Source organism: Bacillus cereus group sp. BfR-BA-01350 (assembly GCF_022663775.1).
Lineage (GTDB): Bacteria > Bacillota > Bacilli > Bacillales > Bacillaceae_G > Bacillus_A > Bacillus_A paranthracis.
Window position 1 is genome coordinate 492926 of the sequence record NZ_JAKUGD010000001.1, and the last position, 13310, is coordinate 506235.

A 13310-nucleotide genomic window follows, 5' to 3' on the forward strand; every position below is an offset into this window, starting at 1 on the left:
GTATGGATGGGAAGAGGGATTGTTTTGAAATGTATAAATTGTGGGCAACTTTGCGAGGGAAATCAGTTAAATTGTGAAAGTTGCCAGCGGACTTTGCATACTGAACAGAGTGAAGGAAGTTCGCTAATAGACAAGGAATTAGAAGTATATGTAGGGAGACAATATCCGTATTACAAAAGGAAATGGGAGCTTGAGGAAAAGCGGATTGCTAGGTGGAGCTGGAATGGTTGGGCAGCTATTTTCAATGTAGGTTGGCTCGGATATCGTAAGTATTATTTACCTGCAGCTTTATTTGTAGTGTTATTATTAGCGTGTGATGCGTTTTCTTATTATATGGGCTTCAACGTAGCATTGCCGATCATTAATATGGTGCCTCTTACGTTTCTATTACTCGTTTTTATTTTATTTGGAATGGCGATTTTTGCGAATGGATTATATTATCAATTTGCAGAAAGGCGTATATATCGAATAAAAGCAAGAGAAATTCAAGATGGATCGGTTGAAAAGTACCTCATTCGTGATAGTGGTGGAACGAGTAAAATGGGAGCAACAATTGTTACGATTTTAGCGGTTGCTAGTATTTTTATCAGCCATTTCTTTTTCCCGACTGATCGAGATATTATTCAAAAAGTTCGTACAAGCTCGCTATATGAATATCCATTCTTTTCAATTGGTGAATCGTTTGAAAATTATTTTAGAAATCCGGGTTGGGCATATTATCGTGGCACTGAAGGATTAGAATTGGTAGAGTTCCAAGGGGATAGTCCGGATATGTCGAAGAAAAAGGTTACGATCCAATTTGTTGTTGATTATAAATTGGGTGAGATTGAGCCATACTCACTTATGATTAATGGCGAATCTAAAAATGAGGAAGAATTTTTAAAGATAATGGACGAAATATTTAAAGTTCAAAATCCATTTGACATAGAGGATGGATTACAAGTAAAAGAAAAAGAAAAAGAAGTGGATAGTAGAGCTCTCTATCCGCTTCTTTTTTTGTATATACGAAAATAATATTTGAAATAATCTGAATCTTTTGTATAATAATATGTATTATACTGGCTTTCATTTATACATATAGATTGGGGGAAGGAAGAATGAAGAGAAAGGTAACAACGATTGCTGCAGTTGCATTATCGACTAGTGTATTAGTTGCAGGTTGCGGAAATGGGGAGAAGGCATCTACAACGAAGAAAGAAACAGGTAAGGGGGCAGCAGATAAGCAAGTATTAAACTTACTAGAAACAGCTGAAATTCCTTCAATGGATACGTCAAAATCAACAGACTCTGTATCATTCCGTGCCTTTGTAAATGCAATGGAAGGATTATATCGTTTGGATAAGGATAATAAACCAACTCCAGGTATGGCAAAAGACGTGAAAATTAGTGAAGATAAAAAGACATATACATTTGAATTACGTGATGCAAAATGGTCAAATGGTGATCCAGTTCGAGCGCAAGATTTTGTATATGCATGGCAACGTACATTAGATAAAGCAATGGCAGCTGAGTATGCATTTATTTTATTTGATGTGAAAAATGCACAGAAAGTAAATAAAGGAGAGTTACCGTTAGATCAATTAGGAGTGAAAGCGAAGGATGATAAAACGTTAGTAGTAGAATTAGAACAACCAGCACCATATTTCCTTGAGCTTACTTCATTCCCAACATTCTTCCCTTTAAATGAAAAATATGTGAAAGAACAAGGAGATAAATACGGATTAGAAGCAGATAAATTATTATATAATGGACCGTTTACGATGAGTGAATGGAAACATGAAAGAAGTTATCAGTTAAAGAAAAACCCTAATTATTGGGATAAAGATACTGTGAAGTTAGAAGAAATTAATGTGAATATTGTGAAGGAAACAAGCACAGGAGTAAATTTATATGATAGTGATCAAGCGGACCGTGTTATTTTAACTTCTGAATTTGTTGATAAATATAAAAAGAATAAGCCAGATGAATTTAAAACGAAGTTAGATCCGCGTATGTATTTCTTGCGCTTTAACCAAAAAAATGCAACGTTTAAAAATCAAAAGGTTCGTGAAGCAATTGACCTAGCATATGATAAAAAAGGAATTGCAAATGTTATTTTAAATGACGGATCACTGCCAGCATATTTCTTAGTACCTGAAAAATTTACGACAGGACCAGATGGGAAAGATTTCCGTACTGTAAATAAAAATTTCCGTGACAGTAAAGATAATGCAGCAAAAGCGAAAAAATTATGGGAAGAAGCAAAGAAAGAACTTGGCCAAGATACAATTACAGTCGAATTACTAAATGATGATAACGGTAGTCGTAAAAAAGTAGGAGACTTTATTAAAGAAGAGTTAGAGAAAAATTTACCTGGTATTAAAGTGAATTTAAAACAACAGCCATATAAGCAGAAGTTGGATTTAGAAAAGAAATTTGAATATGAATTCTCGTTATCTGCATGGAGTCCAGATTATCCAGATCCAATGACTTATATTGATATGTTTGTTACTGGAAGCTCATTTAATGAAATGGATTATTCTAATCCAAAGTATGATGAGTTAGTAGCGAAATCAAAAGGAGAACTATTAAAAGATGATAAAGCACGCTGGAATGCACTTGCAGAAGCGGAAAAAATCTTAATTGGTCAAGATGCTGCCATTTCTCCTACGTACCAACAAAGTACCGCATACTTAGAGAAACCATACGTAAAAGGTATTGCAAATCATACGTTTGGTGGGGACTTCAGTTATAAATGGGCATATATTACCAAAAAATAGTATAATAAAAGATGAGTGAATTTTCGCTCATCTTTTATTTGTATAGGAGGAATTAGAGTTGTTAAAAGGGATCAATCATCTTTGTTTTTCAGTATCTAATTTAGAAGATTCTATTACATTTTACGAAAAAGTATTGGAAGGAGAATTATTAGTTAGAGGAAGAAAACTTGCATATTTTAATATATGTGGAGTATGGATAGCGCTTAATGAAGAAATACATATTCCAAGAAACGAGATTCATCAATCTTATACACATATTGCGTTTTCTGTTGAACAGAAAGACTTTGAACGTCTACTGCAGCGATTAGAAGAAAATGATGTTCATATTTTACAAGGAAGAGAACGTGATGTAAGGGATTGTGAATCTATCTATTTTGTTGACCCAGACGGGCATAAGTTTGAATTTCATTCAGGGACATTGCAAGACAGACTTAATTATTATAGGGAAGATAAACCTCATATGACATTTTACTAAGGAGGAAAAGAAGTTGCATGCGCTAGTAATTGGTGGAACAGGAATGCTAAAGAGGGTTTCTATATGGCTTTGTGAGCAAGAGTTTCAAGTTTCTATTATTGGAAGAGATGAAGTGAAATTAGAAAATGTTAAACGAGAGAGTGCTATACCAGAAAATATCACATGCCTTCCGTTAGATTATCATAATGATGACGATGTAAGGGTAGCTATTAAAAGCGCAATTGAGCAGAATGGCCCAATAACATTAGTTGTCGCATGGATACACTCAAGTGCAAAAGATGCGTTATCACTTATTTGTAGAGAATTAGACTTGTCGTCTGAAACATACGAAGTTTTTCATATTTTAGGCAGTAAAGCATCGAGAATAGCCTCACAAAAAATAGGCGGTACGCGATGTAGCTATCATAGAATAATTTTAGGTTTTATATTAGAAGATACATACGCAAGATGGCTTACTCATGAAGAAATATCGGATGGGGTAATAAAAGGAATTGAAAGTAAATGTAATGAATGGATTGTAGGACGAGTAGAACCGTGGGAATTGCGGCCAACATGGTAAGGGGGAATTGAAGTGAAGACAACGGTATATGTAACAAGGCATGGTGAAACGGAATGGAATGTAGCGAAGCGAATGCAAGGACGGAAAAATTCTGCTTTAACTGAAAATGGTATATTGCAAGCTAAGCAATTAGGAGAGCGAATGAAAGATTTATCTATTCATGCGATTTATAGTAGTCCGAGTGAAAGAACCCTTCATACTGCAGAGTTAATAAAGGGAGAACGTGATATACCGATAATCGCGGATGAGCATTTCTATGAAATTAGCATGGGTATATGGGAAGGACAGACAATTGATGATATAGAAAGGCAATACCCAGACGACATACAGTTATTTTGGTATGAACCACATCTTTTTCAGTCAACATCAGGAGAAAATTTTGAGGCTGTTCATAAAAGGGTAATTGAGGGGATGCAGCTTCTTTTGGAAAAGCATAAAGGAGAAAGTATATTAATTGTCTCCCATGCGGCAGCAGCAAAATTACTTGTAGGACATTTTGCAGGTATTGAAATAGAAAATGTGTGGAATGATCCATTTATGCATAGTGCTAGTCTCAGTATAATAGAATTTGAAGATGGTAAAGGTGAAGTGAAGCAATTTGCAGATATAAGTCATTTTCAATAAAGCGGGATAAACGTAAAAAAGGCCGCAAAACGGCCTTTTTTTGTAGGCATAAAAACTAACAATTACGTTTTTTATACCAGAAGTGATCAAATTTCTTGTGTTTGCAAGATGGGAATTTATGTCCGCCTTTGCAATCATTCCATTTGTGTCCATCATCGTGACAGTCTTTACCATGATCGCATGAATCATCGCAAGAGCCGCCGTGTCTATGCGGGAAGAATTCGCACTTTTTACAGAAACTTCGTTTAGTCCAGAAAAATTTCTTTTCAAAGCGTATGCATTTTGTAATGAATGTACAATGTTTTCTGCGAGTACGTTTTGTAACTAAAACGCATTCTTTTCTACGCGTCACTTTCGTAACGAACGTCCATTTTTGAACGCGTACACGAGTACATTTTGTAACAAATGTCCATTTTTTCACATGCGTACATTTTGTAACGAACGTACAATGTTTCACGCGAGTACATCTTGTTCTTGGACATTTACCCCCAGTTGTACATTTACATCCAGTTGTACAAGTATGATGAGTGAATTTATCATCATCGCATTCAAAAGTACTTGGATCTTGGTGTAAGAAATCCTCCATCCCAGCACTTTTGATTTCTTCAACCGCTTTTCTAATATCACGTTTCATAGAAATCCTCCTTATCATGTATTCAGGTGAAAAGGTATTCTTTTTCATTAACAGGATATGTATATAGGTATCTTTCTGAACAGGACAAGAGTGTAATTTTATATAAATGGTTGATAGCGGATGTATGGACAAGGCAAAGTGCATACATTGAATGAAGAGAACTGAGAAGGGATGAGAAAACATGTTACCTTCATATGATTTTTTTATTCATCCAATGTACTTAGTGGAATTAAAAAAAGACATTTGGTCAGACAGTCCAGTACCAGCAAAATTAACTTATGGAAAAAAGAAGTATGATATTGATATCGTATACCGTGGTGCTCATATTCGTGAATTTGAGAAAAAATCTTATCATGTTATGTTTTATAAGCCTAAAAAATTTCAAGGTGCGAAAGAGATTCATTTAAATTCTGAGTTTATGGATCCGTCTCTCATACGAAATAAATTATCTTTAGACTTTTTTCATGATATTGGTGTACTTTCACCGAAATCACAACATGTGTTTATAAAAATTAATGGTCAAATTCAAGGTGTATATTTACAGTTAGAATCAGTTGACGAAAACTTTTTGAAAAATAGAGGATTACCGAGTGGTTCTATTTATTATGCGATAGATGATGATGCGAATTTTTCTTTAATGAGTGAGAGAGATAAAGATGTTAAGACCGAGCTCTTTGCGGGTTATGAATTTAAATACTCGAATGAAAATAGTGAAGAACAGCTGAGTGAATTTGTATTTCAAGCGAACGCTTTGTCGAGGGAATCTTATGAAAAAGAAATTGGGAAGTTTTTGCATGTTGATAAATATTTACGATGGTTAGCTGGCGTTATTTTTACACAAAACTTTGATGGTTTCGTTCATAACTATGCACTATATCATAATGATGAAACAAATTTATTTGAAGTAATACCGTGGGATTATGATGCGACTTGGGGGCGAGATGTACAAGGGAGACCACTTAATCATGAATATATTCGTATTCAAGGTTATAACACATTAAGTGCAAGATTGTTAGATATACCTATATTTAGAAAACAATACCGAAGTATTTTAGAAGAAATATTAGCAGAACAATTTACCGTTTCATTTATGATGCCGAAAGTAGAAAGTTTGTGTGAGTCGATTCGTCCTTATTTACTACAAGATCCATATATGAAAGAAAAATTAGAAATATTTGATCAAGAAGCTGATATGATTGAGGAATATATAAATAAAAGAAGAAAGTATATACAAGATCATTTACATGAATTGGATTAATTTTGAAAGAGATTGGAACATTATCAATCTCTTTTTTTGTATAATAAAGAAGTATTGGTAGAATTGGCGTAATATATACTTAATAAAGGATGGAGATGTGGAAACATGACGGTAAAATGGATTGATTGGGTAAAACAAATACAATCTATAGCTCAAGCGGGTTTAACGTATTCTAAGGATGTGTATGATATAGAACGTTTCCAACAATTACGGGATATTTCCATTTCGATGATGTCACATTATACAAAGACAGATTGGGAAGTTGTAGAGAAGTTATTTGCAAGTGAGACAGGCTATCAAACACCTAAAGTCGATATAAGAGCAGTCGTTTTTCAAAATGAAAAGTTATTATTTGTGAAAGAAAAAAGTGATGGGAAATGGGCATTGCCAGGTGGATGGGCTGATATCGGTTATACGCCGACAGAAGTAGCAGCAAAAGAGGTTTTCGAAGAGACAGGTTATGAGGTAGATCATTTTAAGTTACTAGCTATATTTGATAAAGAAAAACATCAACCATCGCCTTCAGCAACGCATGTATATAAAATTTTTATTGGCTGTAAAATTATTGGTGGTGAAAAGAAAACTAGTATTGAAACAGATGATGTGGAGTTTTTTGGTGAAAATGAATTGCCTAATTTATCGATTGCTAGAAATACAGAAGAGCAAATTAAACAAATGTTTGCCTACCTAAAAGAACCTCAGAAAGAAATAGTAATAGATTAATAATGCGTATGCCTGTGATATTGTCGGCATGAAGATATTGGCAGAATGCAACCTTTATGTAATAATGAGATGGTATGTGAAGAAAAAAGGAGATAGAAAATAAGATGTTAGCAAGCATAATAGATCAGTTATTGCAATTTTTTGCAAGTTTAGGTTACTTTGGAGTAGCGCTAGCTTTAATGATTGAAATTATCCCGAGTGAAATTGTACTTTCGTATGCTGGCTTTTTAGTCGCAGATGGTAAAATTAGCTTTGTTGGTGCAGTTATTGCTGGAACAATCGGTGGTACTTTAGCCCAAATCTTTTTATACTGGCTTGGATACTACGGGGGACGTCCAGTTGTAGAGAAATATGGGAAATATCTGCTTATTAATAAAAACCATTTAGACATAGCAGAAAATTGGTTTAAGCGTTACGGAGCAGGAGTAATCTTTTCGGCACGTTTTATCCCAGTTGTACGTCATGCAATTTCTATTCCAGCAGGATTAGCTAAGATGCCATTAAAACTATTCACACTGTATACAGTAGTTGCGATTATTCCGTGGTCAATACTATTTATATATTTAGGTGAAAAGCTTGGTGGAAATTGGCGACATATTAAAGAATATGCATCTGATTACACACATTACATAATTATAGGAGCGATTCTCTTTATTGCTCTATACTTCGGTTTAAAGTATTTCAAAAAGAAAAAAGCAGCGCGTTAAAGTCAATGATTTTTCATTGGCTTTTTTTACTTGTTTCGGTTCTAAAAAAAAAGAGTTGTCCATAATGTGTAATAATAAAGTGTAGCGGGGGAATGTGATGAAAGGGTCACCGTTTATACGTGGAACGATATTTTTAACAATGGCAACGATGATATCTAAAATGTTAGGGTTTATATATGTTATACCATTTACAGCTATGGTCGGTACGAGTGGGTATGTTTTATACACGTATGCTTATCGTCCATATACAATTATGCTCAGCATTGCCACGATGGGACTACCACTTGCGGTTTCAAAGATGGTATCAAAATATGATCAACTAAATGATTATCATACGGTGAAGAGAGTGCTGAAAAGTGGAATGGTGTTTATGTTTATAATGGGAGTTATTTCGTGTTTTACGTTATATATGCTAGCTCCGCATTTGGCTAAACTTGTAATCGATGGAAATGATCAAACGGGGAATAGTGTAGCGGCGGTTACTACTAATATTCAAATTGTCAGTTTTGCGTTAATACTTGTACCAGTAATGAGTTTATTACGAGGCTTTTTTCAAGGGTTCCAATCGATGGGGCCTTCTGCTCTAAGTGTAGTTGTAGAGCAATTTTTTCGAGTCTTAACCATTTTGATAGGAAGTTTTGTCGTTTTATATATTTTAAAAGCTTCTGTCTCTCTAGCTGTTGGTATTTCAACGTTCGGTGCTTTTATGGGAGCGATAGGTGGACTGACTGTTTTAAGTGCGTATTACATAAGGAGGAGAAAGCACTTAAAGAAAAAAGAAATGGTAAGTATACCGCAAACAACGAAATCTTTTTTTTCGCTATATAAGGAGCTCTTTACATATTCAATACCATTTGTGGTGGTTGGTTTAGCAATTCCGTTGTATCAGACGATTGACACATTTACAATTAATAAATTGCTTATACAAATGGGATATATGCAAGGAGAAGCAGAGAAGATTAATGCAATAATTGGACTTGTTCAGATGGTTGTACTTATCCCAGTTTCCGTTGCGACTGCTTTTAGTATGTCACTCGTACCTGAGATGACAAAAGCTTATACAGCAGGAAATGTGAAGTTACTGTACAAACATTTTACGAGGACGAATCTATTAGTAGTAGGTATTACGGTACCAGCGGCGATTGGAATGATGATGTTAGCAAAGCCGGTATATACTCTTTTATTCGGTGCCGGAAATGATCCAGAGATGGGAAGTATTATTTTACAGTATTACGCTCCTGCCTGTATACTATTTTCGCTTTTTACAGTAACAGCTGCGATGCTCCAAGGAATCAATCAGCAACAGAAAACGGTGCTAGGGTTAGTGATTGGCATTATTGTAAAGATAGTTTTAAATATTGTATTGCTTCCGTATTTTGATTATGTAAGTTTTATTATTTCAACATACGCTGGTTATACGATTTCAGTTGGCTTTAACTTGTGGATGCTTTCTAAATATGTTATAAAGGCAACATAAGCTTTTTAAGGCAGAGAGCACTCTGTCTTTTTCTTTGTTTATAATATTTTTCTTATAAAAACGTTTTCAAAATAATTTTTCTATTGAAATTTAAACGTATGTTTCATATGCTGAGAATGGCGGTTCAAAAACTGTTATGTAAGAGAGGTAGATTCCTACATGTAAAAAGAATCGGGGTGATAGTATGTTAAATATTTATTTAACAGACCGAAACGGAAAACTACAAGAGGTTGAGGAAATGCAAAAGGGTTGCTGGATTAATGTACTTCATCCAACGGAAGAAGAAATTCAATATCTAGTACAAACTTTAAATGTAGACTTAGATTTCATTAAAGACCCTTTAGATGATGAAGAACGCTCTCGTATCGAAAAGGAAGACAATAATACTTTAATAATCGTGGATATTCCAACAGTTAGACATGATGAAGAAGGAAATTCGATTTATGACACGATTCCAATAGGTATGATTGTAATGCCAGATTGCTTTGTTACAATTTGTTTAGAAGAAAATCCAATTTTTGAACGTTTTATTAATCAACGTATTAAAGAATTTTATACGTTTAAAAAGACACGCTTTGCACTTCAGCTCTTATATACGATTTCTACTTATTATTTAAGATACTTAAAGCAAATTAACAGAAAAACAATTGATTTAGAGCACCAATTAAATAAATCGATGAAAAATAAAGAGATTTTCACATTGCTAGGCCTTGAAAAAAGTTTAGTTTACTTTACAACATCATTAAAGGCGAATAAAATTGTAATTCAAAAATTAATGCGTAACAGTACATTTTTAAAAATGTATGAAGACGATCAAGATTTATTAGAAGATGTATTAATTGAAAATAAACAGGCTATTGAAATGGCGGAAATATATAGTCACATTTTAAGTGGAATGATGAATACTTTTAGCTCCGTTATATCAAATAATTTAAATAGTGTTATGAAATTGTTAACGTCTATTACAATCATTTTATCGTTGCCAACGATGGTTTCTAGTTTCTTTGGAATGAACGTAAAAGTTCCGTTTGAAGGAGAAGCACATGGTTTTGTAATTGTACTCATCATATGTGTAACACTATCTCTTACATTAGCATTTGTTTTTTGGAAGAAACGTTACTTTTAACGATAAAAAAGCTGCTCTAGCATAGTTGTATAACTGCGCTAGAGCAGCTTTTTTGCTATGAAATCCAAAGTTTGGAATAGAATAAAACTTATAAAATGTCATGTATATGAAAGGTGTGAATTCCGTATAAGTCTTGTCCAATTAATAAAATGGGGTTAAAATTACATATTGTTAATGAAAAGTTGGAGGAAATACATCATGGAATTGTTTCAATTACCGAAAGCATTCCTGCAAATGAATACAATCTTTATCTCCATATTGATCGAAGCACTTCCTTTCGTGCTCATTGGTGTATTTATTTCAGGATTCATTCAAATGTTTGTGACAGAAGATATGGTAGCAAAATGGATGCCGAAAAACCGTTTTCTGTCTGTTTTAATGGCTACTTTTTTAGGTATGATGTTTCCGGGCTGTGAATGTGGAATCGTTCCGATTGTTAGGCGATTAATCGGAAAAGGGGTTCCGCCATATGCCGGGATTGCATTTATGTTAACTGGTCCAATTATTAATCCGGTCGTATTATTTGCAACATACGTTGCTTTTGGAAGTAGTATGCACATGGTATGGTATCGTTCGATTGTAGCGATTATCGTAGCAATTATCGTTGGAATTATATTATCATTTATGTTTAAAGAACATCAATTACGAGATGATCACTTCCCAGAAGTGAATCATAAGCGTCCGTTACGTAAAAAAATGTGGGATGTATGTACGCATGCTGTTGAGGAATTTTTCTCGATGGGGAAATATTTAGTATTAGGAGCGTTAATTGCAGCTGCAGTTCAAACATTCGTACAAACTTCAACACTTCTTGCTATAGGACAAGGGCCGTTTTCTTCACCAGCTGTTATGATGGGACTTGCATATATATTATCACTTTGTTCAGAAGCGGATGCGTTTATTGCTTCATCATTCCAAAGTACATTTTCAACAGCGTCACTTGTTGCGTTCCTTGTATATGGACCGATGGTGGATATTAAAAATATGTTTATGATGCTTGCGACATTTAAAACAAAATTTGTAATTGTCGTTACAGTTACAGTTACACTTGTTGTTTATGCAAGCTCACTACTCATTTATGCGATGGGGTGGTAGGTTATGTTTCGAGCATATATATTATTAGGTTTTACAATCTTAATCGCGCAGCTTCATATTTCAGGTAATATTACGAAGTATATCAATATGAAGTATGCCTATTTATCAACAACAGCAGCTATTATTTTAGGTTTCTTAACGATCGTTCAAATTATTATCGTTTTCCAAAAAGAACATGAGAAAGAACAAGGAAAACAGGATTGTAGTTGTGATCATAGCCATTGCGGGCATGACCATTCAAAAGATGAGAATACATGGTGGAAAAAAGCATTCTCGTACACATTGTTCTGTTTTCCAATTGTTTCGGGATTATTTTTTCCAATTGCAACGTTAGATTCAGATATAGTTAAGGCAAAAGGGTTTCATTTTCCTGTTGCACAAGCAGAAAGTACAGATCCATTTATGAGAAGGCAATTTTTAAGACCTGACACGAGTATATATTACGGAAAAGAAGGATACCGTGGTGTAATGGAGAAAGGGAAGAAAGAGTTTGTAACAAAGGATAGTGTTACTTTAAATGATGAAAACTTCCTAAAAGGAATGGAGACGATTTACAATTACCCTGGTGAGTTTACTGGGAAAAAATTATCATTTAAAGGTTTTGTTTTCAAAGATGATTCTTCTAAAAAAGAACAATACTTCTTATTCCGTTTCGGTATTATACATTGTGTAGCGGATTCTGGTGTATATGGTATGTTAGTGAAAAAGCCAGAAGGTGTAGAATGGAAAAACGATGATTGGATTCAAATAGAGGGAGAAATTTCTACTGAATTTTATCAGCCGTTCCATGCGAATATCCCTGTTTTAGAAGTAACGAAATGGAATAAAGTTGAACAACCGAAAGAGCAATATGTATTTAGAGGAGCCGATTGATAACATCGGTTCTTTTTTATGGACTAAAGGTTCTGAATGTTGTTAATATTAAATGAGTAGTTGTAATAGGATCATACTGTTCAAGTGTGAATGGGGAAGGGAACTCTTGCCAAACTTCTTTGCTCGAGCCGAATTTTGTGGTGGGATTCTTATTGTCTACAAATAGCGGGTTAAATAATCAAAGAGGTGATAACAATGACTGAAGTAAAGGGAAAAACAGCAAATGAATCCAGAGTGTTTAAAACGAGCCGAGTATTTCCGACAGATTTAAATGATCACAATACGCTATTTGGTGGAAAGATATTAGCCGAGATGGATATGGTTGCTTCTATTTCAGCAACGAGGCATGCAAGAAAAGAATGTGTCACAGCCTCTATGGATTGGGTTGATTTCTTACATCCAGTTCGCTCTTCAGATTGTGTTAGTTATGAATCCTTCGTAATTTGGACGGGTAGAACTTCTATGGAAGTATTTGTGAAGGTAGTAGCGGAAGATTTAATTTCAGGTGAGAAGCGTATCGCAGCAACGTCTTTTGTTACTTTTGTTGCACTGAGTAAGGAAAATAATCCAGTTCCTGTGCCGCGAGTAATCCCTGAAACAGAAGAAGAGAAAGAATTACATCGCATTGCAGTGTTGCGTGCAGAACAACGTCATATACGTAAGGCAGAGAGTAAGAAAGTAGCTACATTACTAACTTTTTGAGTTGAATATTTAGTCGTTAATGGTATTATAACAGACCGAAATGTTTTTCATATGAAAAGCGGACACCTAAAAGTAGGTGTCCGCTTTTATAGTTTTTCTATCCGCATATCATGTGACAGTAACTACTTAGCAGAAGCAAGCAGCACCGACGATGATTAAGAGGATAAATAATACGACTAATAGCGCGAATCCATTACCATGTGCGAAGCCCATTGTTATTTCCTCCTTTTATTTTAAGATACAACATACAATATGCAAATGAGCTATCGTTTGATATGGACATATATCATGCAATGAC

General features: G+C 34.5%; 15 protein-coding genes. 13 read left to right on the forward strand and 2 right to left on the reverse strand.

Annotated features, from left to right (window positions below; genetic code table 11):
- The first annotated feature begins 24 nt into the window (after positions 1-24).
- The 5 genes from MR147_RS02485 to MR147_RS02505 all read left to right on the forward strand — a co-directional run bounded on the left by MR147_RS02485 (position 25) and on the right by MR147_RS02505 (position 4417).
- Positions 25-1014: a DUF2628 domain-containing protein gene (locus tag MR147_RS02485; protein ID WP_242303599.1), complete on the forward strand. Its 990-nt coding sequence runs from the start codon at positions 25-27 to the stop codon at positions 1012-1014.
- A gap of 83 nt (positions 1015-1097) precedes the next feature.
- Positions 1098-2759, forward strand: coding sequence for a peptide ABC transporter substrate-binding protein (locus MR147_RS02490; protein WP_070805838.1), 1662 nt, complete (start codon positions 1098-1100; stop codon positions 2757-2759).
- A gap of 58 nt (positions 2760-2817) precedes the next feature.
- Complete coding sequence (fosB, locus tag MR147_RS02495; protein ID WP_000911692.1) at positions 2818-3234, forward strand: FosBx1 family fosfomycin resistance bacillithiol transferase; 417 nt, start codon at positions 2818-2820, stop codon at positions 3232-3234.
- Between the two features lie 13 nt (positions 3235-3247).
- Complete coding sequence (locus MR147_RS02500; protein ID WP_074607243.1) at positions 3248-3793, forward strand: short-chain dehydrogenase; 546 nt, start codon at positions 3248-3250, stop codon at positions 3791-3793.
- 12 nt (positions 3794-3805) lie between these two features.
- Positions 3806-4417 carry a phosphoserine phosphatase 1 gene (locus tag MR147_RS02505; protein WP_000859181.1) on the forward strand — a complete coding sequence of 204 codons (612 nt, stop codon included), beginning with the start codon at positions 3806-3808 and terminating at the stop codon, positions 4415-4417.
- Positions 4418-4472: 55 nt separating this feature from the next.
- Here the strand turns inward: MR147_RS02505 and exsB are convergent, their stop codons facing one another.
- Positions 4473-5051 (reverse strand): exosporium protein ExsB, encoded by a 579-nt coding sequence (gene exsB / locus MR147_RS02510; RefSeq protein WP_000817501.1) that lies wholly within the window; start codon positions 5049-5051, stop codon positions 4473-4475.
- Positions 5052-5232: 181 nt separating this feature from the next.
- On the opposite strand from exsB, the gene cotH reads away from it, so the two are divergent.
- The 8 genes from cotH to MR147_RS02550 all read left to right on the forward strand — a co-directional run bounded on the left by cotH (position 5233) and on the right by MR147_RS02550 (position 13012).
- On the forward strand, positions 5233-6309 hold the full coding sequence (cotH, locus tag MR147_RS02515; RefSeq protein ID WP_074607244.1) for a spore coat protein CotH: 1077 nt from the start codon (positions 5233-5235) through the stop codon (positions 6307-6309).
- Between the two features lie 105 nt (positions 6310-6414).
- Positions 6415-7032, forward strand: coding sequence for an NUDIX hydrolase N-terminal domain-containing protein (locus MR147_RS02520; protein ID WP_074607246.1), 618 nt, complete (start codon positions 6415-6417; stop codon positions 7030-7032).
- A 104-nt stretch (positions 7033-7136) separates the two neighbouring features.
- Positions 7137-7739, forward strand: coding sequence for an undecaprenyl phosphate transporter UptA (uptA, locus tag MR147_RS02525; RefSeq protein ID WP_074607247.1), 603 nt, complete (start codon positions 7137-7139; stop codon positions 7737-7739).
- 97 nt (positions 7740-7836) lie between these two features.
- Positions 7837-9216, forward strand: a complete 1380-nt coding sequence (locus MR147_RS02530) for a putative polysaccharide biosynthesis protein (protein WP_074607249.1) — start codon at positions 7837-7839, stop codon at positions 9214-9216.
- A 184-nt stretch (positions 9217-9400) separates the two neighbouring features.
- Positions 9401-10342 (forward strand): magnesium transporter CorA family protein, encoded by a 942-nt coding sequence (locus tag MR147_RS02535; protein ID WP_000932393.1) that lies wholly within the window; start codon positions 9401-9403, stop codon positions 10340-10342.
- 198 nt (positions 10343-10540) lie between these two features.
- Positions 10541-11437, forward strand: a complete 897-nt coding sequence (locus MR147_RS02540) for a permease (protein WP_000418724.1) — start codon at positions 10541-10543, stop codon at positions 11435-11437.
- Positions 11438-11440: 3 nt separating this feature from the next.
- Positions 11441-12310, forward strand: coding sequence for a TIGR03943 family putative permease subunit (locus MR147_RS02545; protein WP_000488047.1), 870 nt, complete (start codon positions 11441-11443; stop codon positions 12308-12310).
- A 195-nt stretch (positions 12311-12505) separates the two neighbouring features.
- Positions 12506-13012: an acyl-CoA thioesterase gene (locus MR147_RS02550; protein ID WP_000141167.1), complete on the forward strand. Its 507-nt coding sequence runs from the start codon at positions 12506-12508 to the stop codon at positions 13010-13012.
- Between the two features lie 126 nt (positions 13013-13138).
- Here MR147_RS02550 and MR147_RS02555 read toward each other — a convergent pair whose 3' ends face one another.
- Positions 13139-13225 carry a YjcZ family sporulation protein gene (locus MR147_RS02555; protein WP_000505094.1) on the reverse strand — a complete coding sequence of 29 codons (87 nt, stop codon included), beginning with the start codon at positions 13223-13225 and terminating at the stop codon, positions 13139-13141.
- Positions 13226-13310 lie beyond the last annotated feature (85 nt).